General features: G+C 46.2%; 20 protein-coding genes. 13 read left to right on the forward strand and 7 right to left on the reverse strand.

Annotated elements, in window-relative coordinates:
- Positions 1–41 precede the first annotated feature (41 nt).
- Positions 42–3,206, forward strand: coding sequence for a response regulator (locus LEPBO_RS38010; RefSeq protein WP_017289953.1), 3,165 nt, complete (start codon positions 42–44; stop codon positions 3,204–3,206).
- Here LEPBO_RS38010 and LEPBO_RS0123060 read toward each other — a convergent pair.
- Positions 3,203–4,990 carry an ABC transporter ATP-binding protein gene (locus tag LEPBO_RS0123060; protein ID WP_017289954.1) on the reverse strand — a complete coding sequence of 596 codons (1,788 nt, stop codon included), beginning with the start codon at positions 4,988–4,990 and terminating at the stop codon, positions 3,203–3,205. The two genes, LEPBO_RS38010 and LEPBO_RS0123060, sit on opposite strands and share 4 nt — an antisense overlap.
- Positions 4,987–6,765 carry an ABC transporter ATP-binding protein gene (locus LEPBO_RS0123065; RefSeq protein WP_225885680.1) on the reverse strand — a complete coding sequence of 593 codons (1,779 nt, stop codon included), beginning with the start codon at positions 6,763–6,765 and terminating at the stop codon, positions 4,987–4,989. Before LEPBO_RS0123065 ends, LEPBO_RS0123060 begins: the two co-directional genes overlap by 4 nt.
- A 236-nt stretch (positions 6,766–7,001) precedes the next feature.
- Here LEPBO_RS0123065 and LEPBO_RS0123070 point away from each other — a divergent pair, with 236 nt between their 5' ends.
- Complete coding sequence (locus tag LEPBO_RS0123070; RefSeq protein ID WP_017289956.1) at positions 7,002–9,716, forward strand: cation-translocating P-type ATPase; 2,715 nt, start codon at positions 7,002–7,004, stop codon at positions 9,714–9,716.
- Between the two features lie 18 nt (positions 9,717–9,734).
- On the opposite strand, the gene LEPBO_RS44510 is transcribed toward LEPBO_RS0123070, so the two are convergent.
- The 3 genes from LEPBO_RS44510 to ppk1 all read right to left on the reverse strand — a co-directional run bounded on the left by LEPBO_RS44510 (position 9,735) and on the right by ppk1 (position 14,061).
- Positions 9,735–10,874 (reverse strand): potassium channel family protein, encoded by a 1,140-nt coding sequence (locus tag LEPBO_RS44510; protein ID WP_017289957.1) that lies wholly within the window; start codon positions 10,872–10,874, stop codon positions 9,735–9,737.
- A 264-nt stretch (positions 10,875–11,138) separates the two neighbouring features.
- On the reverse strand, positions 11,139–11,768 hold the full coding sequence (locus LEPBO_RS44515) for an NAD-binding protein (protein WP_017289958.1): 630 nt from the start codon (positions 11,766–11,768) through the stop codon (positions 11,139–11,141).
- A 142-nt stretch (positions 11,769–11,910) separates the two neighbouring features.
- Positions 11,911–14,061 (reverse strand): polyphosphate kinase 1, encoded by a 2,151-nt coding sequence (ppk1, locus tag LEPBO_RS0123080; protein WP_017289959.1) that lies wholly within the window; start codon positions 14,059–14,061, stop codon positions 11,911–11,913.
- A 266-nt stretch (positions 14,062–14,327) separates the two neighbouring features.
- Between ppk1 and LEPBO_RS0123085 the strand changes: the two genes are divergently transcribed.
- From LEPBO_RS0123085 to LEPBO_RS0123125, 9 genes are all read left to right on the forward strand, one after another.
- A complete protein-coding gene (locus LEPBO_RS0123085; protein ID WP_026148861.1) occupies positions 14,328–14,588 on the forward strand; it encodes a hypothetical protein in 261 nt (86 codons plus the stop codon).
- A gap of 100 nt (positions 14,589–14,688) precedes the next feature.
- Positions 14,689–15,231, forward strand: coding sequence for an OsmC family protein (locus LEPBO_RS0123090; protein ID WP_086371059.1), 543 nt, complete (start codon positions 14,689–14,691; stop codon positions 15,229–15,231).
- Positions 15,232–15,365: 134 nt separating this feature from the next.
- Positions 15,366–16,520 carry an acyl-CoA dehydrogenase family protein gene (locus tag LEPBO_RS0123095; protein ID WP_225885679.1) on the forward strand — a complete coding sequence of 385 codons (1,155 nt, stop codon included), beginning with the start codon at positions 15,366–15,368 and terminating at the stop codon, positions 16,518–16,520.
- 339 nt (positions 16,521–16,859) lie between these two features.
- Complete coding sequence (locus tag LEPBO_RS0123100) at positions 16,860–18,458, forward strand: ABC transporter substrate-binding protein (protein ID WP_026148863.1); 1,599 nt, start codon at positions 16,860–16,862, stop codon at positions 18,456–18,458.
- 8 nt (positions 18,459–18,466) lie between these two features.
- Positions 18,467–19,321, forward strand: coding sequence for a nitrate ABC transporter permease (ntrB, locus tag LEPBO_RS0123105; protein WP_017289964.1), 855 nt, complete (start codon positions 18,467–18,469; stop codon positions 19,319–19,321).
- Positions 19,322–19,389: 68 nt separating this feature from the next.
- Positions 19,390–20,274 (forward strand): ABC transporter ATP-binding protein, encoded by an 885-nt coding sequence (locus LEPBO_RS0123110; RefSeq protein WP_017289965.1) that lies wholly within the window; start codon positions 19,390–19,392, stop codon positions 20,272–20,274.
- 67 nt (positions 20,275–20,341) lie between these two features.
- Entirely contained in the window at positions 20,342–20,791 is a 450-nt protein-coding gene (gene cynS / locus LEPBO_RS0123115) for a cyanase (protein ID WP_017289966.1), read from the forward strand.
- Between the two features lie 115 nt (positions 20,792–20,906).
- Complete coding sequence (locus LEPBO_RS0123120) at positions 20,907–21,497, forward strand: TetR/AcrR family transcriptional regulator (RefSeq protein ID WP_017289967.1); 591 nt, start codon at positions 20,907–20,909, stop codon at positions 21,495–21,497.
- A 30-nt stretch (positions 21,498–21,527) separates the two neighbouring features.
- A complete protein-coding gene (locus LEPBO_RS0123125) occupies positions 21,528–22,205 on the forward strand; it encodes a DsbA family oxidoreductase (protein WP_017289968.1) in 678 nt (225 codons plus the stop codon).
- Here the strand turns inward: LEPBO_RS0123125 and LEPBO_RS0123130 are convergent.
- Positions 22,202–22,831, reverse strand: coding sequence for a class I SAM-dependent methyltransferase (locus LEPBO_RS0123130; RefSeq protein WP_026148864.1), 630 nt, complete (start codon positions 22,829–22,831; stop codon positions 22,202–22,204). The two genes, LEPBO_RS0123125 and LEPBO_RS0123130, sit on opposite strands and share 4 nt — an antisense overlap.
- Positions 22,832–22,977: 146 nt before the next feature.
- Positions 22,978–23,907, reverse strand: coding sequence for a LysR family transcriptional regulator (locus tag LEPBO_RS0123135; RefSeq protein WP_017289970.1), 930 nt, complete (start codon positions 23,905–23,907; stop codon positions 22,978–22,980).
- A gap of 434 nt (positions 23,908–24,341) precedes the next feature.
- On the opposite strand from LEPBO_RS0123135, the gene LEPBO_RS0123140 reads away from it, so the two are divergent.
- Together LEPBO_RS0123140 and LEPBO_RS0123145 are read left to right on the forward strand one after the other, a co-directional pair.
- Entirely contained in the window at positions 24,342–25,301 is a 960-nt protein-coding gene (locus tag LEPBO_RS0123140) for a CobW family GTP-binding protein (RefSeq protein ID WP_017289971.1), read from the forward strand.
- Between the two features lie 51 nt (positions 25,302–25,352).
- The gene (locus LEPBO_RS0123145) at positions 25,353–25,868 is read left to right on the forward strand and encodes a DUF1097 domain-containing protein (RefSeq protein ID WP_017289972.1); all 516 of its coding nucleotides are present in this window, start codon (positions 25,353–25,355) and stop codon (positions 25,866–25,868) included.
- Positions 25,869–25,880: the final 12 nt, after the last annotated feature.

Below are 25,880 nucleotides of genomic sequence, written 5' to 3' on the forward strand. Positions count from 1 at the left end.
TATCCTTGAAGGAATCACCTCAGTTCTCACCCATCGGATAGATGTTACAGAGTCGCCAGGAGAATAATTCTCTTTACATTACCCTCGCGATCGCGTTTGCGATTGCCGCTACGCTGTTATATCCTGGACTCGCCCAGAACTTGCTGACCGCTGCTGGATTTATTCCTCACGGTCACTGTTATTTGTGGAAACCAGAATTAGTTTGGCTCCATGTTGCGACCGATACGATTATTGGGATCTGCTACGTCGCGATTTCGGCGACGCTTGCGTATCTCGTGTATCGAACCCGCCGAGAAATTCCCTTTCATTGGATCTTTCTCGTTTTTGGTGCATTTATCGTCGCCTGTGGTGCAACCCATTTCATGGAGGTCGTCACACTCTGGAATCCGATGTATTGGCTATCAGGTGATATCAAACTGCTGACAGCACTCGCTTCAATTTCTGCTGCACTGACGTTACCCCCACTCGTTCCCAGAGTCGAAAACCTGCTGAAAATGCTGAAACTGGCTGAGGAGCGACGGCAACAGTTAGAAGTCGCACAGCAAAATAATGCTGCTCAAACTTGGCTCAAGTCGAATGTGGCAGAACTGAGCCAGAGACTGCAAGGGCAACGAGATCTAACCAGTACTGCGGCAAGCGTGCTTTCTCATTTCTGTTCTCTGGTAGAAGCGCAACAAGGCGTATTCTACTGGCTCGAGCAAGACTCAGGCGTGCCTGTGCTGAAATTAGTTGGCAGCTATGCAAGTCAAGCCTCAGCACAACTCAAACCCCAGCTCCAACTGGGAGAAGGGCTAATTGGGCAATGTGCGATCGATAAGAAATCTTTACTGCTGAGTGATATTCCTAGTGATTATCTTCAAATTAGTTCCGGCTTAGGCAATGCCTCTCCTCGGCAACTGATTGTTCTGCCTGTGTTGTTTGAGTCTGAAGTAGTCGCAGTGATTGAGCTTGCTTCATTTCAGCCGTTTAGTGAAATTTCGCTGACTTTTCTGGATGAGGCAAGTAAGATTTTGGGCGTCGTGCTGACAACGATCGCGGCAACGGCTCGGACAACAGAATTACTCGCACAGTCTCAAGCGCTGACGCAAGAGCTACAACGCCAGCAAACTGAGCTTCAAGATACGAATTGCCGATTAGAAGAACAAGCAGAAGAACTGAAAGTCTCTGAAGCTCAGTTACGCGAGCAGCAAGAAGAATTACAGCAGACCAATGAACAGTTGCAAGAGTTGAATGTAGAGCTAGAAGAGAAAGCGGCACAACTTGCACTCAGTTCACGCTATAAATCTGAATTTCTCGCCAACATGTCGCATGAGCTACGAACTCCGCTCAATAGTTTATTGATTCTGGCAAATTTGCTCAGCGAGAACCGCGATGGTAATTTGACAGCAAAACAAGTTGAATATAGCCAAACCATTTATGCGGCGGGCAATGATTTGCTCGATCTGATCAACGATATTTTAGACCTTGCCAAAATTGAATCGGGTAAATTGTCGATCGAGCTACAACCCATCTCATTTCCCAATTTGAAGATAGCCCTCGAACAAATCTTTCAGCAGGTCGCTTTGAGTAAAGGATTAGACTTTACGATTGCGCTCGATCCGCACCTGCCAACCAACTTTACGACCGATCCAAAACGACTTCAACAAATTCTCAGAAATCTGTTATCGAATGCTTTTAAGTTTACTCAACGAGGAAGCATTGAGATCAGCATAGCGGCTGAATCCTCTGAGATTGCATTCTCCGTAAAAGATACCGGAATTGGGATTCCGGCTCATAAGCAGACTGCGATTTTCGAGGCATTTCAGCAAGCCGATGGAACGACCAGTCGTAAGTATGGTGGGACAGGATTAGGACTGTCGATTAGTCGAGAACTCGCCATGCTTTTGGGGGGAAGATTGACGGTTACGAGTCAAGAAAATCAGGGCAGTACGTTTACGCTCTATTTGCCGATTGTTGAAACGGTGCAGCCTGCGATCGTGCCTGAGACCAGTGAGCGTTCTATGACTAGGGCCGTTGCAGACGATCTCGCATCACTGCAACCGGAGGATGCTGTTTTGCTGATTGTTGAAGATGACTTAAACTTCGCCTACAGCTTGCTAGAAATCGCTCATCAACAAGGCTTTAAGGGGCTAATTGCGACACAAAGTGACAGAGCGCTTGAACTTTTACGACAGTTTCAACCTGTGGCAATGATGCTGGATGTCTACCTGCCGGATGGCAACGGATTGAGTATCTTAAACTACTTGAGATCAAATCCTCAACATGATCTGCCTGTCTATGTGCTGTCAGGAGATGACTATTTAGAGCGCAGTTTACAGCTTGGTGCGATCGCATATTTGCAAAAACCCGCTACGCTAACTGCACTGAATGAGGCTTTTTCGATCCTCAAACAGTTTTTAGCTGATCGAGTCAAGCAGCTTTTAATCATTGAGGACGATCCAACGCAGGCTGAAAGTCTATGTGAATTGCTCAAACAGGATCAGGTACAAATTGCGATCGCCCGATCCGGAGTACAAGCTTTAGAAATGCTGCAATCGACAGAATTTGATTGTGCTGTTTTAGACTTAATGCTGCCGGATCGAGACGGATTTGAGTTACTTGAAGACATCAAAACTCATTATCCAACCTTGGCAATTGTGGTCTATACCGCAAAAGAATTGACGCTTGAAGAAGAAGCTCGACTGAAGCGACTCGCCGAAACCATCATTATCAAAGATGCGCGATCGCCCGAGCGCTTGTCTGATGAAATGATGCTCTTTCTCCATCAAGTTCAACTCAAATCAGTTCAATCTCAATCGTTCACTCAGTCATTGCAGCCCTCTGATGCAATTCTGGTTGGAAAAAAAGTCTTAATTGTCGATGATGATGTCCGCAATATTTTTGCGATTACGAGTCTGCTAGAAGAATATGACATGGAAGTCCTCTATGCAGAGAATGGTCGGACTGGGCTGCAAGTCTTGAATCAGAATCCAGACATCCATCTTGTATTGATGGATATTATGATGCCAGAAATGGATGGGTACGATGCGACTCGTGCAATTCGAGCACAACCCCGCTTCAAATCGCTGCCCATCATTGCCCTGACAGCAAAGGCAATGAAAGACGATCGAGAACAATGTTTAGCAGCAGGCGCGTCAGATTACATTACAAAGCCGCTCAATTTAGATCAACTGATCTCGCTCTTGCGGGTTTGGCTATCGACTTAAGGTGCTGTATTCACGGGTGTCGTTGACCCAAGCTGTAACGCATAGAGATTGGCATAGATCCCTTGCTGGTCTAGTAATTCTTGATGGGTTCCATGTTCTACAATCTGTCCACCTTGTACGACTAGCACTTGATCTGCTTGAGTCACTGTACTAAGTCGATGAGCAATTACAAAACTCGTTCGATTTTGCAATAACCGAGCGATCGCATCTTGTACCAGTGCCTCAGTCCGCGTATCAATGCTACTGGTTGCTTCGTCTAAAATCAAAATCCGAGGCTGAATCAACACAGCACGCGCAATACTAATCAACTGGCGTTGACCTTGACTGAGCATTGCTCCTCGCTCACCGAGATAGGTCGAATACCCTTTCGGCAAGGTAGTAATCAGTTCATGCACATTGGCAATCTGGGCGGCAGATTCAATCTCAGCGTGAGTGGCATCTGGACGACCAAACGCAATATTTTCGGCAACCGTTCCACTAAACAAGACCGTATCTTGTAAAACAATACCAATCTGACGACGTAAACTCGCTTGAGTCACTGATCGAACATCAATTCCATCAATCAGCACTGCTCCCTCGGTCACATCATAGAAGCGCAGAATTAAATTAATGATGGTACTTTTTCCCGCTCCAGTTGCGCCGACAAGCGCGATCGTTTGTCCAGGTTTTGCTAGCAAGTTCACTTGATTCAAAACGCGCTGGTTAGGCGTGTAGCCAAAAGCAACATTCTGGAATTTGACCTCGCCTTGAATCGGGGGCATCTCGATCGCATTCGGTGCATCGTTTAACTGCGAGGGTTCATCCAGTAAACTAAAAATTCGTTCCAGTCCTGCTAAAGCCGATTGTGCCTGAGTATAAAACTGGCTCAAAATCTGAATCGGTCTGAAGAACTGCTGCACATAAATCAAGAATGCCGTGACGACTCCGACGGTTGCTTGCCCGCTGACGGCTAGATACCCACCATAGGCAAGGACACCCGCAGTTGCTAGAGTATTGAGAAAATCGATCGAAGGTAAAAATGCAGCCGTAATCGCAACAGCTTCAATATTGGCATCGCGATTTGCCGCATTCAATTGATCAAATTCGTCAATATTCAACTGCACCCGGTTAAATGCTTGGGCTTCCCGCACGCTGCCAATATCTTCTTCGAGCTTGGTTGAGAGTTCTCCGATCGTTTTACGTGTAACTCGAAATCGCGATCGCGCCCATCGTGAAAAGAGCGCAGTCGTGAGAATCATCAACGGCACAACAAAATTGCTAACTAATCCAAGCTGAAGATTGATTGACAACATCGCAATGATAATGCCGATCAAACTAAACAAATTCCCCAACATTTGCGCGATCGTTTGACCAAAGGCTTGGTTGACGGTACTTACATCATTGAGCAACCGACTCATCAAATCGCCTGCTTCACTACGATCGAAATAGCTCAAGGGTAAGCTTTGTACCTTAGTAAAAATATCTTGCCTCAATTGCGCGAGAACATGCTGCACAATCCAACCGACCCGGACAATCTGCTCCCGAATGGCTTGGATACCGAGCACGTAAATCGTAGTCAAGGCGAGTAAAGCGAGAAGTAACCCTTGCAGATTGCCCTGTGCGATCAAATTATCGATCGACCATCCAATAAAGAATGGTCCAACAGCTTGAGATGCAGCACCAATCAACACGCACAATAATGCGATCGGAACTTGTTTTCGATAGGGTCGAACATATCGTAAAAATCGCCGCAGTGTAGACACTTGGCGGGTAGATTTTTCAGTTGCTCCAAAAGCACTGCTCATGTTGGTTTCACCTGAGATTCTAAAATCGCGCTGTACAATGGGCTGTTTCGCATAAGTTCTTCATGGGTTCCCTGTGCGACGAGCAACCCTTGATCCATCAGTAAAATACGATCGGCATTGCGAACGGTTGTAATCCGCTGCGCGATGACAAAGGCAGTACAAGTTTTTTGCTCCATCAAATCATCGAGTGCTGTTTGAATCTGTGTAGCAGTTTTCGCATCGACGGCGGAAGTACTATCATCGAGAATCAGAATGTGGTAGTTGGTTAGCAACGTGCGTGCGATCGCAATTCGCTGGCGCTGTCCTCCGGATAATCCAACTCCCCGCTCGCCCACTACCGTGTCATAGCCTTCTGGAAGCTCTGAAATAAAGTCATGAATTTGGGCTGTTTTCGCTGCTTCAATGATTTCTGCAAGGGTCGCATCCGGCTTTGCATACGCAATATTTTCTCGCAATGTCCCTGAGAACAAAGTTGTTTCTTGAAACACAATGCCAATGTGCGATCGCAGACTCATCAGGTTAAATTCTCGAACATCATGCCCATCAATGCGGACTGCACCTTCGGTTGGATCATAGAATCGAGGGAGCAAATTGACGATCGTGCTTTTTCCTGATCCAGTCATGCCGAGAATTGCAATCAATTCGTTCGGCTTCGTTTCAAAAGAAACATTTTTCAAGGCTTCGACTGTCGCGCCTGGATAGCGAAATGACACATTCTCAAATGTAATCCTGCCCCCACAAGTCCGAAACGGAATCGCATTCGGTCGATCGCGAATTTCGACTTCTGCATCCAGCACTTCATAGACGCGTTGGGCAGAAGCTGCGGCTTGAGCGATCGCAGGTGCAGCAAATCCAATGAGTAAAATCGGCTGAAGAATGAAGAGTAGGTATGAGTTAAATGCAACGAGTTCACCGATGGAAAATTGTTGGCGAATCACCTGTGCGCCGCCATAGCCAATGACCACAACTGTAATCAAATTGCTGAGCAGAAAAATGATTGGAAACGTGTTCCGAATCGCATACAGCGTTTTCATGCTGACTGCAATCAGTTCATTGTTCAATGCAGTGTAGCGAGTTGCCTCTTGGGACTCCCGCACAAAAGCTTTGACAGCCCGCACACCGATTAGATTTTCTTGCAAAACAGCATTGAGGTCGCCGAGTTGCTCTTGGACTCGCTGAAACACACTGCCATTCCGAGTGAAAAACCGCGTCAATATCCAAGCCGCGATCGGCAAAACTGCGAGCGTCATCAGCGCTAATTGCCAATTCATAATCAGCAAAATCGTTGAAATCGTGACAAGCGTGATGACGGCTCCAATGACTTGAATCAAGCTTGTGCCAATAAACGACCGAATCTGCTCGATGTCGCTCGTCGCTCGGGTGAGCAGTTGTGAGGTTTGCGCGCGATCATGATAGCTAAAACTCAGCGTTTCCAGCTTAATAAAAAGCTGATTGCGTAGATCATACGCCACGCCTTGTGAAGTCGATTCTGACCAGAATGTTTGCCCAAAGTTAAACAATCCGCGCGCGAGCGCAGCAACGACCATCAGGGCTGCACTTTCCCATACGACAGTAGAATTCTTCGCAGCAATCCCTTGATCAATTCCCCATCGAAAAATCTGCGGAGTGACCGCTGTTGCGATCGTCAGCAAGATCAGACTTAACACTGCTCCAAGCGCTACGTACCGATGCGATCTTAGACCTTGCAGCACTCGTTGAAGTGCCGCGATCGATGAATTGTCCTGCGATTGAGTCAAGGTAATCCTACTCTTCACTGATAAATTCAGCGATATTATCATACAGAAGAATTTTGAGTATCTGCTGTAAGGCAGGTGTAACTCCAGAAAGACTAATTTTCGCAAGTGATTTGCCCTTCTAGAATTACATCTGTCTTTGGCTGAGCAATGCCTAAGTCTTAAGGCTGAGGTTGCAATTTTAGCCCCAAGATAGTCTTGAGGCTAAACTCTCTCCACAAAAGAAGAGTTGTTGTACTTTGCCTTAACGAGCAACTATGATCACGCGTGAGTCTTCGTCCGATATTGAACAATCTGCTTCAGACTGGCATCATCTTCCTCCTCCTGAAGTGGTGACTCGGTTGGAAACTCATCCGGATCAGGGATTGCATCCTCTAGCAGTAGAACAGCGTCAGCAAAAATATGGTGCGAATCAATTGACGCAGAAAGCCGGAAAAAACCCGCTCATTTTGCTGCTCGAACAGTTTAATCAGCCGCTGATCTATATCTTGTTAGTTTCTGCTGGAATTACTGCCCTATTGCAAGATTGGGTTGAAACGTGGGTGATTTTAGCAGTAGTTGTGATCAATGCTTTGATTGGGTTTGCTCAGGAGTATAAAGCGATCAAAGCGATGCAAGCGCTCGCGCAAACGGCGCAAAGTGATGCCACTGTCATTCGCGGGGGACAAAAGCAACAAATTCCAGCGACTGAATTAGTTCCAGGTGATCTCGTAACACTTCAATCTGGGAATAAAGTACCAGCAGATTTGCGACTCTTGCAATCGCGCAATCTTCAGATTGATGAATCTGCGCTGACGGGTGAATCTGTTCCGGTTGAAAAGAATACGATCGCACAACTCGATCTCGAAACTGCTTTAGCCGATCGCTTAAATCTTGCCTATGCTTCCACCTTGGTTACGTATGGAACAGCAACGGGAGTCGTGATCGCCACTGGAGATCGAACCGAGATCGGACATATTAACGAACTCATTTCTTCAGCCGATGTCCTCACAACTCCCCTGACTCGTAAAATTAACCACTTTAGTCAGACTTTGATGTATGTCGTCTTGGGAGCATCTGCGATCGCATTTGTAGCAGGCGCACTTCGGGGCTACTCTTTGGACGATAATTTTTTAGGCGTCGTTGCGTTAGCAGTCGCCGCAATTCCTGAAGGATTGCCTGCTGCGGTCACGATCACGTTAGCGATCGGGGTCAATCGCATGGCAAAACGCAATGCCATCATTCGCAAACTCCCAACAGTCGAAACCTTGGGTAGCACAACGGTAATCTGTTCTGACAAGACTGGAACCTTGACGCAGAATGCAATGACCGTGCAAGAAATTTATGCAGGAGATCAAGTCATCCGGGTGTCAGGCGTTGGCTATGCGCCCGAAGGAGAGCTTTCGACTTCAGGTGAAAATCAAGCTTTAATCGAATGTTTGAAAGCAGGACTCTTGTGTAATGATTCTCGCATTGTGGAAGAAGATCAAGGCTGGACGATTGTTGGTGATCCGACTGAAGCCGCGCTGATTACCGTTGCTCACAAAGCAGGGTTAGATCGTCATACGCTTGCACAAGAGTTGCCCAGACACGATAGTATTCCGTTCGAGTCACAGTATCAATATATGGCAACCTTACATCCGGTTGCAGATCAGGCATTGATCTATATTAAAGGCTCTGTAGAAAGCCTGCTTCCTCGTTGTACCGGAGAATTGTCTGCATCGGGAGACACGATCGCGTTAGAAGTCGATCGACTTCATCAATGTGTCGAGCAAATGACCACCCAAGGATTAAGAGTCTTAGCATTTGCAAAATTAGACCTGCCAACTGTTCCGCCCTCTCTGACGCATGAAAGTTTAGATCACGGCTTAACCTTTTTAGGATTGCAAGGCATGATTGATCCGCCTCGCGAAGAAGCTGTTCAAGCTGTTCAAGCCTGTCGAAATGCTGGCATTAAAGTGAAAATGATCACCGGAGATCATATTGGCACAGCCGCCGCGATCGGGGAACAAATTGGACTGGCCAAATCGCCGCCCCAAGATCGCACCGGAGCCGCGATGACGGGAACTGAGATTTCCAAGCGATCCGATCAAGAACTTCCAGCGATCGCAGAACATACAGCTGTGTTTGCACGAGTGACTCCAGAACAGAAATTACGCCTAGTCAGAGCTTTGCAATCCCGAGGGCATGTGGTTGCGATGACGGGAGACGGTGTGAATGATGCGCCTGCCTTGCGTCAAGCTGATATTGGCATTGCAATGGGAATTACAGGGACGGAAGTTGCAAAAGAAGCTGCTTCGATGATTTTGACAGATGACAACTTTGCCACAATCGAAGCGGCTGTAGAAGAAGGAAGAGGCGTTTACGATAACATTATCAAGTTTATTGTCTGGGCGTTACCGACCAATCTGAGTGAAGGATTAGTCATTTTTGTCGCGACTTTGTTGGGGATTACTTTACCGATTTTACCGCTGCAAATTTTGTGGATTAACACGACGACCGCCGTTTTACTCGGTACAGGACTAGCAGTTGAACCGAAAGAACCAGAGATTATGACGCGATCGCCGCGTCCACCTCGATCTCCATTACTACGACCATCAATGGTGCGATTTATCGCATTGGCAGGCATCCTCCTTTGTATTTTCGCGTTTGTGGTCTATGAAGTTGCGATTCGCAATCAGGCAAGTATCGAATCGGCTCGTACGGCCGCAGTGAATGCGATCGTATTTGGTCAGATTTTCTTATTGTTTAATTGTCGATCGCTCTCGTACTCGATGTTTCAGTTAGGGATATTCTCGAATCCGATTTTACTGCTAGGAGTTGGGGTGATGATTGCACTCCAAATGCTCTTTACCTATGCTCCGTGGATGAACCAAGTGTTCGGAACGGCTCCAGTACAGCCAAGTGAATGGGGCGTGATTTTGGCAACTTCGCTAGGAGTTTACTTGCTGATTGAGTTGCTGAAGTGGAACCGCCGCCGTTCTAGAGCATAAAGCAGAACATCAGACCTTCTAATCATGACTGGAGGAATTGGGGAATGCTTCAGCAACGACTTGCACTCGTCTAAGTTGCAGCACTAAACGTTGGGCTTGATGGGGGTAAAGGTCAATCGGGAGTGTTGTCGGTAAGGTCTTCAGAGCGTGGGTTGCTGCGTCAATCTCACAGCCCGAAATCCGTGCGATCGCCATTGTTGCTTCAAACTGTGCATCCTGAGTCAGGACTTTTGTGACCCGCACCTGCCAGGTTTTCGCTGTCATTTTTCCCTGTTCTACATTTCGCAATCCTTCCATTGTGGCTAACACGACTAAGCGATCGCCGCTCCCCACTCGAATATCCCCCGAAGGCATCCATTGTTCAGGCTCATGTTGGGCAGATTGATACAAAATAGGAACGATGCCATAGCCGTAGCTCACATCTGAAAGAAGATGTCTGTGTAGCGTGTCGGTTTCGGTGATTTGGTACTCGGTTACTAGAACTGTTTGTTGATTGAGCCGAAATAGACTCAGAATATTTTCCCCAAATGCGGCGGCTGAAAATGCTGCCGCAGACAAGCGATAAGCGCCCAATACTTTTGCATAAGGTAAGAGTTGGGCGATACTCTTGCTAAAGCGAGGATCAAAGACCCGAATCACCAAATTCAGCCCTGGATTTTGTTGGCAAGCTGTTAATGCGATTTCTAAATTTGCGACTTCATCATCGGTACACACAATTACGCTTTTTGCGGTTTGCAAATTTGCTTTTGCTAATGTGCTGGTCAGTTTACCCGTTAATAAAGGCATCGTCGGCAAAATAGTCGGATCGAGATTGGTGCTGTTGAGACCAACCAAGGATTGTCTCATTTCCTGGAGCAGGGTTGCCGTTCGCTGTCCGACTCGTCCAAGACCAACGATGACAATGTGTTCTTCTTTCGGAACTGGAGGACGGCGCTTGAGAAGTTGAAATTTTGCAGTGAGCAAGCGTTCCGTTAAGAGGGCATACAATACACCGACAAAGGCAGTGCCTGCGATCGCAAGCAGCAAACTAAACAGTCTTAGGCTCAACGGAATCGGTAGCTCTAGTTTGACCTGCCCAAATAAGTCACCATAACCGCCGAGTAATAAGACTGCTGTTGTAAAGAATGCGTCTTGTAGCGTAATGTCAGGGTAGTTCAACCAAAACAGTAGCGTGCCTAATAACGCTAATCCACCAATTGTTGCACCTGAAACGATCGTGACTTTCTGAGTTTGATTACTATCTTGCCAGAATTGATATAGGAGTTGCTTTAAATTCTGTTTCTGTAGTGAACTGATCAGTGCCTTTAAAGCAATTGATAGTTTGATTCTCCTCCACGACCTATCAGGTAATCGATGGTGTGGAATTTCATTTATTTCAACGTAAGCGATCGTATCTCCTGAAAAAATTGTCTGTTCTTGCTCCTACTGATAGAAACGAGGTGAGACTTGATTGTGAGCGAGAACCGTTCGAGTTGAGTTGTTTAGCTCATAAATCTTGCGTCGATCGCACCAAGGATGCTCTGGTTCAATTTGCTGTTGAACAACTCGCACCAGTTGATTGCCTAATCGAAATAATCCGATCGTTTCCTGGTGTAATGCTGCCAAAGCAAACGCAGGTGCTGGAAGCTGAGTGGCTTCAAATGCAACAAAGTTACCGAGTTGCTGTCCCAAAAGTTGATTGAGATTTTGCTGGTCAGAACGAATCACCAATCGAATCGCTGGATTGAGCGATCGCGCTGCCAAAGCTGCTTGGATATTGACAGTTTCACTACTCGTCACTAGTAAAATCGCGCGGCATTGAGCAATTTTCGCTCGCTCTAGCACTTCGAGTTGCCGACAATCTCCAATCACGAATTCATCTAGCAGGGTTGGCAGTTCTGGAAGTTCCCAAGTTCTGCTGCTCGCTTCTTCGATCGCAATCACACGCGCATCAAATTCTTTGAGATAGCGTACACATTGCTGACCCAAACTCCCCAAGCCACACACTAAGATGAAGTCAGATGATGGCTGAACGGAATGATCATCGGAACCGAACGACTGTGACAACGACATTGGTTCAATAGAAAATAGGCTAGATGGCGCACCGGAAAACAAAAGCTTGCCAGAGATTCCGAAAGATTTCAAAAATCCTGCTCTGGTAAGCTTGTTTTCAGATTATGGCATCTAGACTCGCGTTGTGAGCTAATCCCATTGATTAATGATGCTGAGTCAGTTCCATCAGCCGTTGTTGGGCACTACACTCTGCCTCATTTTCTTGCGGGCGTAATTGGGTATAGCGACCATCGGCATGAAGCAGCCAAGCTTGGCGAGTATCCGACAGCAGCAGATGCAGAGTGTCTGTTAAGGTTTGCTTAATGGCTGGGTCTTCTATGGGCGTGACAGCTTCCACTCGTCGATCGAGATTGCGTCGCATCCAATCCGCGCTTCCTAGATAGAGTTCAGTCTCCTCATTGTTATGGAAGTAGAAGATTCGAGAGTGTTCGAGAAATCGTCCGACAATACTCACCACTCGAATATTTTCGCTAATTCCTGAAATACCAGGACGTAAACAGCACATCCCGCGCACAATCAAGTCAATCTGCACACCAGCTTGTGATGCTTCGTACAAAGTGCGGATCATCTCAACATCCGTGAGGGAATTCATCTTAGCAATGATGCGACCCGGTTGCCCCTGTTGACAATGTTGGATCTCACGCCGAATCATTGCCGTTATGCGATCGCGCATGGTCATGGGTGAAATCAGCAATTTCCGATACGATCGTTGTTTGGAAAACCCAGTGAGATAGTTAAAGAGATCAGTTAAGTCGGCACCGAGATCCTCACGACAACTCAGCAATCCTAAATCCGTGTAGAGTTTTGCGGTTTTTGGGCTGTAGTTTCCAGTGCCGATATGAACATAGCGACGAATTTGATCCGCTTCTTGGCGAACCACGAGCACGACTTTCGTATGGGTCTTAAATCCAACTAAGCCATAAACAACATGCACCCCTGCGTCTTCTAATCGACGCGCCCAGTTAATGTTGTTTTCTTCATCAAATCGTGCTTTCAGTTCGACTAAGACGACCACTTGTTTACCATTCTCTGCTGCCTGCATGAGCGCTTTGGGTAAGGTATCCCCAGAGGTACGATAAAGAGTCATTTTGATCGCTAGAACATCTGGATCAGTTGCCGCATGGGTAATAAACGTTTCAACCGAAGCGGTAAACGATTCATAGGGATGATGTACCAGTAAGTCCTGCTGTTGAATGACAGAGAAGATATCTAGCCCATCGCCACGATCGTCCGCATCGATTCGAGTGTCTAATTGGGGGGCTAGCCCTTTCAACCGCGCGGGAATCACTGGTGTCCAAGGCGAATCTTTCAGCGATGGGCAAGGAATTGCTGTCAATGCCATTAAGTCTTTTAGCCCAAGCAGTCCCTCGGTTTCGTACACTTCTAGTTCGGTTAGACTCATGCCTTGCATCAATTTTTGGCGGACAAACTCAGAGGTAGAGGTTGGAATTTGCAGTCGTAAGACCGAGCCGCCTCGCAGTCGTTTCCGTAATTCTTGTTCGATCGCGAGCAGCAAATCATCCGCTTCATATTCCTGCACATCCAAGTCAGCATCCCGCGTGACTCGAAAGGGATAGTATTCCTGAATCTCCATTCCTGGAAATAATAGCGATAAGTTATGAGCAATTACTTGTTCTAGGGGAACCCCGAGCCACAAACATGACTCTCCTTTGTATTGCTGTAACTCTTTGGGAAAAGTCACAAATCGAGACAGATTGCTTGGAACTTTGACTCTAGCAAAGTCCTGTTCTCCGGTATCTGGGTCTTTGATAACAACCGCTAGATTGAGGCTGAGGTTCGACATCTGCGGAAAAGGATGGGCAGGATCAACCGCAAGCGGGGTCAGAACTGGAAAAATTCGTTTCTCAAAGTACTGGTGTAAATAAGTCTGCTGGTCTTGACTGAGATCGATGTAATTCAGAATATGAATGCTGTTTTTGGCTAACTGTGGGCGTAAGTCTTGTTCAAATAGCTGATGCTGCTGAACCAGCATAGGACGAAGCTGTTGGCTAATTTCAGCAAGCTGTTGCTCGGGAGTACGACCATCGGGCGTTAACGTGCCAACTTGCGCTTCGACCTGTTCTCTTAAAATGGCGACCCGTACCATGAAAAACTCATCGAGATTGGCACTGAAGATCGCCGTAAATTTAATTCTCTCTAGTAGAGGAGTGCGTATATCGATCGCTTCATGCAGAACGCGGCGATTAAACTCTAGCCAACTCAATTCTCGGTTGAGATAGTACTGGGGGTCGTCGAGGTGGAACTTCGAAGCGGTTTGTTTTGCCCTAGGCATATTTTTTGATTAGAAGTCAGTAACACTTATCCTCCCAAGAACTGTTATAAGTTGGAAGTCGTCCCCAACACATACGACGATCGAAGTGATGACCTACGGAGTTCTTTGACGAATTGGGCAAAGTCCTGAACTGTCAAATGAAGAGAAGTTTGCCTTCTGATGGGTGAACTCGAACCGACAAAACTCATTCTGTTTCAGAGCAAGTTTTAACCTCTTCAGATGCCAAATCATTTAGCCTTTTAACAGTGTTGTTCCGCTTTAATCCGATGCAACCTTATCAGCCTATTCGTTGCGATTTGTATGACGAGCTTGTATTACTGGCAATGCGTCATCAGTCTTGTACGATCGTTTACCAGGATGCTGCCCATCAGAAAATTGTTCTCGAAGCTCAAATCGTCGATGTGTATTCCCAAAACAAGCAAGAATTTTTGCGACTGCAAAGCGGAACCATCCTTCGACTCGATACCTTGGTTCAAGTGAACCAACTGAAGTTTAAGGACGGCTCTGGGGATTTTGGCAATTTTTGAGAATTCAGCGTCATGAATGCAATTTTGTAACGAAACGAACCGATTCACCAAGCCATCTCTGATTCAATTAGATAGAACATTCTATTTAGATGAAATCGCTATGGCTGATACGACTGTCACCGCTCAGGTCAAAACTCCCCTCCGCCCGATTAGCAAAGTCGGACTCGACAAATTAGCCGAAACCGCTAAAGCTGACCCGACGGTTGTGAAAGCGCTCAAAGTGAAGACTGTCTGCGAAGGTCAATTTCGCAATTTGACCTATGTTCGGGATTTGCCCGCGCACGTGATTGACGAACCGCCTGGACTCTTAGGAGAAGACACTGCACCGAACCCTTCTGAAGCAGTGTTAGCATGTCTTGGCTCTTGTCTATCGGTGGGCATCCATGCCAATGCAACCATGCGAGGAATCACTCTGACAAAGCTAGAGCTTGAACTTGAAGGAGACATCAATATTACGGGCGTTTGGGGCATCGGTGACTTATCGGACAAGCGCTTGGGCTTTACCGATATTCGCGTCAAAGTCGATTTAGAAGGCGATGCTAGCCGCGAGGAATTAGACGATTTGGTTGCTCACTCTAATGTTTGGTCGCCTGTTGCGAACACGTTGCGGCTCCCGGTCAATATGGATGTTTCCTTGAAGTAGTGCTTTTGACCGACTCGGTTCCTGATCAGGTTCGATACTAAAAATCCAATCTGATCAGGTCAGAATCCATTATTGAAGTCATCAAGAATATGCAAGCAATTTCCAGGACAATGATCGATTCGACGATCGATCCCATGACTGATTCAATGATCCATTCGAGAGTCGATCCCAGTTGTGAGACATCTGCATCGGTTGATTTGATGCTCGCCCAGTTGCAGAGCGCGATCGCATCAGATCTCGCACCGCAAGTTGAGGCGATCGATCAACAAGGCGTATATCCGCGTGCATTTATGCACCGGGTTGGAGAAGTCGGAGGCTTTGGGCAAGCAGTGTCCCAAAAATATGGCGGAGTTGGGACTGGATTGCGCGGGGCAATTCAAGCGATCGAAGCAATTTCGCAGGAATGTCTCTGCACAGGATTTATGAGTTGGTGCCAAGTTGCTTGCACTTGGTACATGGAAAATAGCGACAACGACTATTTGAAAACGCAAATTCTGCCGTTAGTTGCAACTGGACAAGCCTTGGGAGGCACAGGACTATCGAACCCGATGAAGCACTTTGCCGGGATTGAGAAAATTGCGCTGATAGCAGAACGAGTTGCTGGCGGCTACAAGCTGAATGGCATGTTGCCTTGGGTGTCGAACATTGGGGCAGGACATTACTTTGGCATTGCGGCTCAGATGGCAGACAGCGATGACTATCTGATGGCGATCGTATCGGATGAGCTAGAAGGCTTAACGCTTCGGTGCAATGCTCATTTCATTGCACTAGAAGGAAGTAATACCTTTAGCTGTGTCTTTCGCGATGTGTTTGTGCCTGATGAATGGATTTTGGCAGCACCTTGTGAGAATTATGTTGCTCGGATTCGTCCTGGCTTTGTTTTGACTCAGGTCGGTATGGGATTAGGACTCGTCGAAAGCTGCATTGATTTGATTGAGCGATCGAATCAACGCTATGGACATGTCAATCAATTTTTACCCGATCAAGCTGAGGAATTAACCGCAGAATTAGAAACGGCTCGGCAAACAACCTATGCTTTAGCAGATGAGTTAGTGGGTCAAGAGAAAATTGAGCGATCGCTGTTTAAGGAAGTCATTAAAGCCAGAATTCTTGGCTCAGAATTATCTTTAAGAGCAGCTCAATCAGCGATGTTACATGCTGGCGCAAGAGCCTATCTTCACGGTTCAAAAGTTGAACGAAAACTGAGAGAAGCTTACTTCGTCGCAATTGTCACTCCTGCGCTTAAACAGCTTAAAAAAATGTTGCATGATCTCGACAAGATCAGCTAGAACAGAACTATTTTTTAAGCAAGATGGGTATTTGAAAAGATAAAATTATCTTTTCAAATACCCTATTTTCACAGGTTCTGCGATTTTTTCTGATGAAAATATCGCAAGAATTTTTCAAATTCAGCGCTTCCGAATTAGAAGGCTAGTTTCGGCGATCTGATTTGGAATTTAAGAGATTAAGCCTGCCTATAAAAAATTTATTTATGATAAGAAGACTCCCGTTTTACAGATACATCTAATTTGCTTTTATGAACTATTTCGTATTCATTACTACACTATTTCTTTGATCAAGTTTGTAAGATGTTTCTACTCTGATTCACTATATATTTTTCATACTGTATGCCCACTTCTCTGGATCTTTCTCAATCCGATCGGACTTATTCTCTCGATCCTTTGACAAGCTCAATGTTTTGTCCATGTGGCGGGACTCATGTTGCAGAAGACCATTGGAAATTCATCGAGGGAATGCCTCAAGATCCAGTGGACTTGGTCGATGACTTAGTGCAAATGGGGCATTACTCAGAAGATGCTTTGCAGTTTGGTCAAGCATTGACCCATGCTGAGTTTCGTAAAGCGATTTTATTAAAAGCGATCGATCAAGCTCCTCCAGAACAGCGCCAACTCTGTAATGAACTGATCAAACTCGCTGGTGGACTCGACGAAGCGCTAGCAGCAGCATTTGGTCCCAATGCAACCGAGTTTCTAGGGGATGCGATTCGCTTGAGTCGGTTCCGTCGTCGTGACTTTCTCATTAAAGTTGCTGCTGCTGCTGCGGTTGTGACTGTAACCAGTTGCGCGGGTGGTAATAATCAGCAGAACACGACTTCTTCCACGACAGCAACCACCGGAAATTTAGAGAAGAAAGACTTGACGATCGGCTTTATTCCCATTGCTTGCTCGATTCCCATTTTGGTTGCTGAATCTGCTGAAATCTACAAGAAATACGGCTTAAATGTCACACTAAAGAAAATGCCAAACTGGGCAGCAGTGCGAGAATCGGCGATCGCAGGTGAACTCGATGCCTATCATATGCTTTCTCCGATGCCGATCGCGATGTCATTAGGGCTAGGCTCCTCGGTATTTCCAATCAAACTTGCCAGCATTGAAAACATCAATGGACAATCGATCGCAGTCGCGATGAAGCACAAGGACAGAGTAAAAGGTGCAGCAGACTTTAAGGGAATGACGATCGGGGTGCCGTTCCCCTATTCAATGCACAATCTGCTGATGCGGTACTACCTTGCTTCTGGAGGCTTGAATCCGGATCAAGATGTCAAGCTGGAAATTGTTCCACCGCCTGACTCTGTTGCAAAAATGGCAGCCGGACAAATCGATGCCTTTTTAATGCCCGACAACTTTGGGCAGCGCGCTATTTTTGAGAAAGTCGGCTTCATTCACATGCTGACCAAAGACCTGTGGAATGGTCATCCTTGCTGTGCTTTTGCAGCGAGTCAGAAATGGATTGATGCGAATCCTAACACCTTCCGCACGATCAATAAATCGATCATTGAAGCTGCCGCGTATGCCGATGATGCGAAGAACCGAGAAAGTGTCTCTCAACAGATGGCAGCCCGGAAATATCTCAATCAGCCAGAGCCAGTGCTCAAAGCTGTGATGACCGGGAAATTTGACAATGGTTTGGGTGAATCCTTGGATGTTCCCGATCGCATTAAGTTTGATCCGTATCCTTGGAAGAGCTTCGCGAAGTGGATTTCCAGCCAGATGGTACGTTGGGACTTAATGCCGACCGACAAAGCTAAGTTCCAAGAAATCGCTGACCAAATTTACATGACTGACTTAGCCCGAGACTTGTCAAAAGAGCTAGGACAGACTCCTCCGACAGAACCCACTAGAGTAGAAACGCTCAAGTTTGACACCTTTGATCCTGCCAAGGTCGATAGCTATGTTCAAGATCAAGTGAAGCAATTTGGAGTCTAGTAAGTGCCATGGCAAACTCATCTCTCACAAACTCGCGATCACTCGGATCAAAACAGCAAAAGTCCAAACCTTGGTTTGAAAATCAGAATATTCAGGCATTGATTCTGTTTTTGCTATTGCTCTCTGGGATCTTAATCATCTGGGAACTGGGCGTACAGTATCAAATTTTTTCTCCGGTGATGCCTCCTGCAAGTCGCACGATCTCAGATTTTTTGGGTTGGATTTCCGATCCGTTTTACGATAACGGTCCCAATGACAAAGGCATTGGAACTCATCTATTCGCTAGCCTACAGCGGGTACTGTTGGGATTCCTACTCGGTTCCGCGATCGCGATTCCGCTAGGAATTTTGATTGGATTATCTGACGTTGCTTCTAAAGCCGTTGATCCATTCATCCAACTTCTACGTCCTGTCTCTCCACTTGCATGGCTTCCCCTGGGGTTAGGCATCCTCAAAAGCTCGGAGGGCACAGCGCTGTTTGTAATCGCGATTAGTAGCATTTGGGCGACGCTGATCAATACAAAATTTGGGGTGAGTAACGTCTCAACCGACTATCTCAATGTCGCTCGAACACTTGGGGCTTCCCGCTGGCGTACCATTTGCAAGGTCATTCTGCCTGCCGCTGCGCCCAGTATTGTTTCTGGCTTACGAATTAGTATTGGGATTTCTTGGCTCGTGATTGTAGCAGCCGAGATGATTGTCGGCGGAACAGGGCTAGGAAGCTTTGTTTGGGCAGAGTGGAACAATCTCAATGTCACCAGTATCATTACCGCGATCGTCGTGATTGGACTGGCAGGAGTTTGTCTCGATCGTCTACTCGGGCTACTGCATAACTGGGTGTCATTTGGACAACGAACCCAATAGGCATCTCTCAAGCGCTTCCATGACTTTCTCGAACTACGACTCAACACTGTATTAGGGCACTAGGGGCTATGATTTCTTCGCACACTGATTTATCCACTTCGACAACCGGAATTAGCGCTCAGCTTGTTCTCAAGGATGTATTCAAAGTCTTTCCAGGTCGGCAAACCTGGCAAGACAAGTTACTCAAGCGATCCTCTTCGGATTTCATTGCACTCTCGGAGATTAATCTCACGATTGAACCCAATACATTCGTTTCGATTATTGGTCCATCAGGCTGCGGGAAATCTACCCTGCTCAACATCATCGCTGGATTAACACAGCCCACTCATGGAGAAGTGTTACTCAATGGGGTTCCGGTCGATCGTCCAGGCCCCGATCGCGGAGTTGTGTTTCAGAACTATTCTCTGATGCCTTGGATGACAGTGGCTGAGAACATTCGGTTTGCCATTGAAACGGTGCAGCCGAATTTATCGATCGCGCAGCAAAAAGACATTGTTCGAGAGTACATCGACTTAGTGGGACTTCATGGTGCTGAGCACAAGCATCCGCATGAATTATCGGGTGGGATGAAGCAGCGCGTCGGCATTGCCCGAGCCTTGTCGATCAATCCCCAAATTCTGTTGATGGATGAACCCTTCGGCGCACTTGATGCACTAACGCGAGGCTTTTTACAAGACGAAATCGAACGGATTTGGGAGCAGCACCGCAAAACGGTCGTTCTGATCACGCATAGTATCGAAGAAGCTTTATTGCTGTCTGACAAAATTGTAATGATGAGCCGTGGACCCGCTGCCCAAATTGTTGAAGTTCTGGATGTTCCCTTTCCCCGTCCGCGCAGTCGTGAAGCCTTAGACCAATACCCGCGCTACCATGAACTGAAAGCAGAACTCGAACACCACTTATCTCGTGAAACGCGCGCGATCGAAGAATCCCGGCTCCAAAACCGTAGCTAATCTTGATCTGCTGAAGCGCTTTGAAGTGTAACTAGACGATTGATCTGTGATTTGGAGAAATTGAACTATGTCAAGTACCGAATTTCCGGCAATGACTCAGAAATTGCTTGCAGCTAAAAAAGCAAAAGGCATCAGTTTCACGGATTTAGAAACAATTCTCAACCGTGACGAAGTTTGGATTGCCGCCCTGTTTTATGGGCAAGCGACTGCCTCTGAAGACGAAGCAAGCAAGTTACTCCATGCGTTGGATTTGAGCCAAGATCTCGTACCAGAACTCACAGCTTCTACGTCAAAAGGATTAGGTCCGATCGTTCCCACCGACCCCTTGATTTATCGGTTCTACGAAATCATGCAAGTCTACGGAATGCCGATGAAAGAGATCATCCACGAAAAATTCGGAGATGGAATTATGAGCGCGATCGACTTCACGTTAGACATCGAAAAAATCGAAGATCCAAAAGGCGATCGCGTCAAAGTAATCATGAACGGAAAGTTCTTACCCTATAAGAAGTGGTAAATCAGGAAAGGTAACTCGCTCTTCTCGTTGAAGTCTTAAATAGCTCAAACGAAAGCAGCGAGGCTCGTGTCTGCCATAATATTGGAGAAGCTAACCGTCGTTCAATGACAAGCGCATGGTCAATCTGAAACGTACCCGTGAAGATATTTTGTTTGCTGTTGAGGCTCTGATTCATCATCAAGGTTTTCAGTCAACCGGACTGAAGGAACTGTTCGCAGCGAGCGGCATGTCCTCGGGTAGTTTCTACAACTACTTTGGGTCAAAAGATGAATTGGCTCATGCGCTGATTGACTTTAAATGGAATCAGATCAAAACTGCTGTGCTTGACCCCGCGCAAGCATCCTCGAATGATCCGATCGCTCAAGTCTTTTGGATGATTGATCAACTTGAAGCCAAACATTTAGCTGAACCCGATTGCGCAGGTTGCTTTTTAGGAAATTTAATCGTAGAAGTCGTCAAGCAAGATGTGGCGTTTCAGCATCATCTCATGCAAGTGTTTGACGAATGGCAAGCAACCATTGCTCGATCGCTGAAAGCCGGACAAAATCAGCTCAAGCCGGACATCGACCCCGATAGTTTAGCAGAACAATTACTCGTCATGATCGAAGGTGCGCTATTGCTTGGGCGCTTATACAGTGAGCCTACCCGATTGCAGCGCCATTTTGATGCCGTACGTCAGTTGCTAAGATCGGCATTAACAGCATAGAGTCAATCATGACTGCTATTGGAGAAGCTCATGCAACCTATTCGCATCTCTTACTTCTCAGATGTTCTTTGCGTTTGGGCATATATTGCGCAAGTTCGTTTAGATGAACTGAAAACGAATTTTCAAGACAAGATTGCGATCGAGTATCATTTCGTTCCCATTTTTGGTAATGCTCGGGAAAAGTTAGAGCAACGCTGGCGGGATAAAGGTGGCTTCCAAGGATATAGTCAGCATGTTCAAGATGTGGCGGAAAAGTTCAATCACATTACCGTTCACCCTGAGATTTGGACAGCAGTAGTTCCTCCATCCTCCACCTCTTGTCACTTGTTTCTTCACGCGATTCAGTTACTCGAACTCAAGGGCATCATTCCAAAGTCAGAAAAGGTCTTTGAAAAAGTAATCTGGACGTTCCGAGAACAGTTCTTCACGCACTTGGCAAATGTTGGCGATCGCGCAGTGCAATTAGAAATTGCCGAGAAATTGGGACTGCCGATTGCAGAGATTCAGGCACAAATTGATAGTGGGGAAGCTTATGCCCAACTCTCGAAAGATCTTGACTTAGTAAAAGAGCATACGGTTGCAGTGAGTCCAACGCTGATCTTTAACGAAGGACGGCAAAGGCTCAACGGCAATGTAGGTTATCGGGTGATCGAAGCAAATATCCGAGAACTGCTACACAATCCACCCGACGAACAATCCTGGTGCTAGTTTAACTTTGGCGAAGCAGTCGCGACCATCATTCCCCAGACTAGACCAAACCGAACTTTCGTTGCACGAGTAATGTCAAAGCCTAAAGCCTTCAGGAAACCGTGCAATTCAGCTTGGGTATAGCACTGTTGATGCGCCGGATCAGTGACTTTTAGGATCAGATCACAGATCCGGCACAGTAAATAGTCTTTACACCAATCGAGAATCATGATTTTCCCATTTGGTTTCAGTACCCGTTTCATCTCTGCAAGCGCGATCGCGGGATTCTCGAAATAATGGAAAGCACTTGCAGAAACAATGACATCAAAGCTTTGATCCGCAAAGGGTAAGTGTTCCGCAGATGCTAGAGAAAGCGTGACGTTTGGATAAGCTTGCAGTTTTTGTTGTGCGATCGCTAGCATTTTTTCAGAGATATCTACTCCGACCATATTTTGTTCTGAGTGTTCGGTCAGAATCAACTGCTCAAACTCTCCAGTACCACAGGCGACATCCAGCACTTTTTCAGTTGGGGCAAGCTCTGCCCAAGCTTTCAAAAAATTGAGCGTATTGGAAATATATTGGCTCCAGCGTTGATCATAGATCGCCGACATTTGGTCATACTGCTGCCGGATGACTGGTTCAATCATGCTCATTTCAATTTAAAACAAAGCGATAGTAGCTAACATTCTATCCTAGTAGAGTCTGGAAACGACTGAGTGGACTGAAGTTAGAGAGGGTTGATAGTTCGGCTTGTGAAAGCTGTAGATTGTGCAAATCGGTAGCAGAATTTGTACTAGCTAGCCCGTCCTAGAGAAGATGAGTTGAAGCAACCTGTCGAGGATTTCAAGGATTCCATGAATGCAAAGGCATGAGGAGAAAGGGGACGATTTGCGACGATCGCCATCCGAATGGTTCTAAAAAAGGGGATCGGCAAGCTACGAACTTCAACATTGGGCGGGATGGGTTCAGCCGCTAGACGAGGCAGAATCGCAACGCCTAGACCTTGGGCAACCATATTGACAACAGTTGAGTCAGATTTTGCTTGATAGACAGGTTGAATCGATCTGCAAAATCTCGCACAGTGTTCGTAAGCATACTTGTCAGAGGTGAATCCATTCGTCGCGACGATCAGGGGATAGGATTTTAGGTGCTCCCACCCCAACTTGAAGGGTGGTTCTGTGTAAGACAAGGGAAGTAGCACCACAAACTCATCCTGCAAAAACTCCCAAGTTTCAAACTCATCCGTCATCAAGTCATCTGTAAACCCAATGTCAGCATGTCCTTTACACAAGTCATCCTCAATGCTCTGTTCATCAAACTGCTCGATCACACTCACCGTGATTCCTGGAAACTGTCGTTGAAACTGGGCAATAATTGTTGGAAGCAGGTGAGTTGCAACGCTGCGAATCGAGGTCAGGCGCACCTTGCCTCCTTGAAGACCCCGCAGCAAATTTGCCTCTTTCAAGATTTGTCCTTGCAGATGTACGATCTGTTGAGCATGGGTAAGCACCCTCTCTCCAGCAGGAGTCAGTTCTGCACCATAACGCCCACGAGAAAATAAAACAATCCCGAGATCTGATTCGAGTGCTGCGATCGCATTACTTACGGCTGACTGCGCCACCTCCAACTCAAGAGCCGCCTCACTGAAGCTATTGTGTTCTGCAACTGCAATAAAAGCATGAAGTTGCGCCAGCTTGATCTTGCTTTGACGCTTTCGTTCCATAAGTCCAGGAAAAGGGGTGTGAATGGTAGTAAACAGGATTTTTTCAGACAATGGACAAAGAGAAGGTATCGTATCTATCTATTTTGATGATAGATACGATATCAAAAATGCTTTGACTTCTATTTATTGCTTCAATTAAGCTTTTCGACATTGAGAAATAAAACTTGCAGTCAAATCAGGAGATAAAGTTTTTAAAGAAGGCTTTGTTATCAGAACTGAGAGGAGAAATTATTGTTTCATGATGAATAAAGTTGAATTTTTTGTTCATCTTAGACACAATTTAACCTTCTAATTCTTTTGTCTCAGCCACTACTTTTTTCAACCAGCATTAATGAGATCAATAGGCATAAGATACAGCAAAGCAAAAGGCGCAGTTAGTAAATTCTTTCAAGCCACTTAGTCGTTCAACCGCTCGCAATTATAGGCATTTGTGTATGCTGAGTAGCTCTATTCCCGTTACGATCATTACAGGTTATCTTGGCTCAGGAAAAACGACACTGCTCAATCACATTCTTCACTATGAACATGGCAAAAAGGTTGCTGTGATTGTGAACGAATTTGGAGATGTGGGAATCGATGGTCAGCTTGTCTTGAATGCAGATGAAGAAATCTTAGAAATGAATAATGGCTGCATTTGTTGTACAGTCCGGGGGGATTTAATTCGCATTATCGGCAGCTTGATGGAGAAGCGCGAAAAGTTTGATCATTTGGTGATTGAAACAACTGGGTTAGCTGATCCAGCACCTGTGATTCAGTCATTTTTCGTCGATGAAACCATGCGATTTAAAACTCACTTAGACGCAGTGGTCACGGTTGTCGATGCTAAACACATTGAGGAACATTGGGACAGCAGTGAAGCTCAAGAACAAGTCGCTTTTGCAGATGTTATCTTACTCAACAAGATTGATCTCGTTTCTCCTCAACAAATCGAAACAATAGAAAACCGAATTCGATCGATGAATGCCTTTGCCAAGATCTATCGAACTCACAACTGCGATGTAGAAATTGACTCGATTTTAGGAGTCAAAGCCTTTGACCTCAAGAATGCTTTATCAATTGATCCAGAGTTTCTCAATGAAGCCGCGCATGAGCATGATGACACTGTTTTCTCGATTTCGATCGTTGAACCGGGGGTCGTCAATGGCGATAAGCTCACCACTTGGCTCAATCAACTCATTCAGATGCAAGGGCAAAATATTTTTCGGATGAAAGGCATCTTGAATGTAGACGATGAAGATCGACGGTTTGTGCTGCAAGGGGTTCATATGCTTCTAGAAGGAAGACCGGGACGCCCGTGGAAATTTGACGAACTGCGCCGAAATGAGATGGTTTTCATCGGGCGGGAGTTGCCGGAATCAGAACTGAAAAGTGGATTTCAATCATGTTTGTCCTAAGTTTCGCTTAGGCAAGGTTCTCTAAATCATTCACAAACAGGAAGTAAGGGTATGAAAAAGCTAGATGCGTATAGTGTCAGTATTGGTGCTTTAGGAGCATTGGATACTTATCTCACAGCAACGTTGATTCTTGTCCCCGTGTGGGTGACATTTATTGCTTGGGCATCCTTCTTTATCTTAGGGGGCAAATCTTCTGGCTTAAAGCAGAGCATTGCTTCTAACCTCACCGGAATCGCGATCGCATCTTTGACACTGCTCTCGATTTCAGCCTTGGGAAGCAATCCTTTGATCGCGGCGATCTGCGTTGGTATCGGCAGTGCGGCGATGGTGCAGGCTTCCAAAGTTCCTCTACTTAGGGCGATTCCTGCCATTGTTTGGGGATTTGCCTCGACCGTTGGAACTACGATTGCAACTGGGAAAGCGATTACAACTCCAGGACTAGAAAATCCAGCACTGGTCGCAGCAGCAGCAATGATTTTAGGCGGAATCTTCGGCTATCTCTCCGAAATGTGGGGAGATGCGATGACCACACAACCCATCTCCGCCAGAGAGCAGTCCCGCGTTTAGATAAATCGTGAT

The sequence above is a fragment of the Leptolyngbya boryana PCC 6306 genome (assembly GCF_000353285.1).
GTDB classification, from domain to species: Bacteria; Cyanobacteriota; Cyanobacteriia; order Leptolyngbyales; family Leptolyngbyaceae; genus Leptolyngbya; species Leptolyngbya boryana.

What these genes read in the sequence shown, in the direction of transcription:
- LEPBO_RS0123100 (WP_026148863.1), top strand. Translation starts at nt 16,860, where the DNA reads ATGCCCACTTCTCTGGATCTTTCTCAATCCGATCGGACTTATTCTCTC.
- LEPBO_RS0123135 (WP_017289970.1), bottom strand. Translation starts at nt 23,907, where the DNA reads ATGGAACGAAAGCGTCAAAGCAAGATCAAGCTGGCGCAACTTCATGCT.
- LEPBO_RS0123085 (WP_026148861.1), top strand. Translation starts at nt 14,328, where the DNA reads ATGCAACCTTATCAGCCTATTCGTTGCGATTTGTATGACGAGCTTGTA.
- LEPBO_RS44515 (WP_017289958.1), bottom strand. Translation starts at nt 11,768, where the DNA reads ATGTCGTTGTCACAGTCGTTCGGTTCCGATGATCATTCCGTTCAGCCA.
- LEPBO_RS0123060 (WP_017289954.1), bottom strand. Translation starts at nt 4,990, where the DNA reads ATGAGCAGTGCTTTTGGAGCAACTGAAAAATCTACCCGCCAAGTGTCT.
- LEPBO_RS0123125 (WP_017289968.1), top strand. Translation starts at nt 21,528, where the DNA reads ATGCAACCTATTCGCATCTCTTACTTCTCAGATGTTCTTTGCGTTTGG.
- LEPBO_RS0123070 (WP_017289956.1), top strand. Translation starts at nt 7,002, where the DNA reads ATGATCACGCGTGAGTCTTCGTCCGATATTGAACAATCTGCTTCAGAC.
- LEPBO_RS38010 (WP_017289953.1), top strand. Translation starts at nt 42, where the DNA reads ATGTTACAGAGTCGCCAGGAGAATAATTCTCTTTACATTACCCTCGCG.
- cynS (WP_017289966.1), top strand. Translation starts at nt 20,342, where the DNA reads ATGTCAAGTACCGAATTTCCGGCAATGACTCAGAAATTGCTTGCAGCT.
- ntrB (WP_017289964.1), top strand. Translation starts at nt 18,467, where the DNA reads ATGGCAAACTCATCTCTCACAAACTCGCGATCACTCGGATCAAAACAG.
- LEPBO_RS0123130 (WP_026148864.1), bottom strand. Translation starts at nt 22,831, where the DNA reads ATGATTGAACCAGTCATCCGGCAGCAGTATGACCAAATGTCGGCGATC.
- LEPBO_RS0123140 (WP_017289971.1), top strand. Translation starts at nt 24,342, where the DNA reads ATGCTGAGTAGCTCTATTCCCGTTACGATCATTACAGGTTATCTTGGC.
- LEPBO_RS0123095 (WP_225885679.1), top strand. Translation starts at nt 15,366, where the DNA reads ATGACTGATTCAATGATCCATTCGAGAGTCGATCCCAGTTGTGAGACA.
- LEPBO_RS0123110 (WP_017289965.1), top strand. Translation starts at nt 19,390, where the DNA reads ATGATTTCTTCGCACACTGATTTATCCACTTCGACAACCGGAATTAGC.
- LEPBO_RS0123090 (WP_086371059.1), top strand. Translation starts at nt 14,689, where the DNA reads ATGGCTGATACGACTGTCACCGCTCAGGTCAAAACTCCCCTCCGCCCG.
- LEPBO_RS0123145 (WP_017289972.1), top strand. Translation starts at nt 25,353, where the DNA reads ATGAAAAAGCTAGATGCGTATAGTGTCAGTATTGGTGCTTTAGGAGCA.
- LEPBO_RS0123120 (WP_017289967.1), top strand. Translation starts at nt 20,907, where the DNA reads ATGGTCAATCTGAAACGTACCCGTGAAGATATTTTGTTTGCTGTTGAG.
- ppk1 (WP_017289959.1), bottom strand. Translation starts at nt 14,061, where the DNA reads ATGCCTAGGGCAAAACAAACCGCTTCGAAGTTCCACCTCGACGACCCC.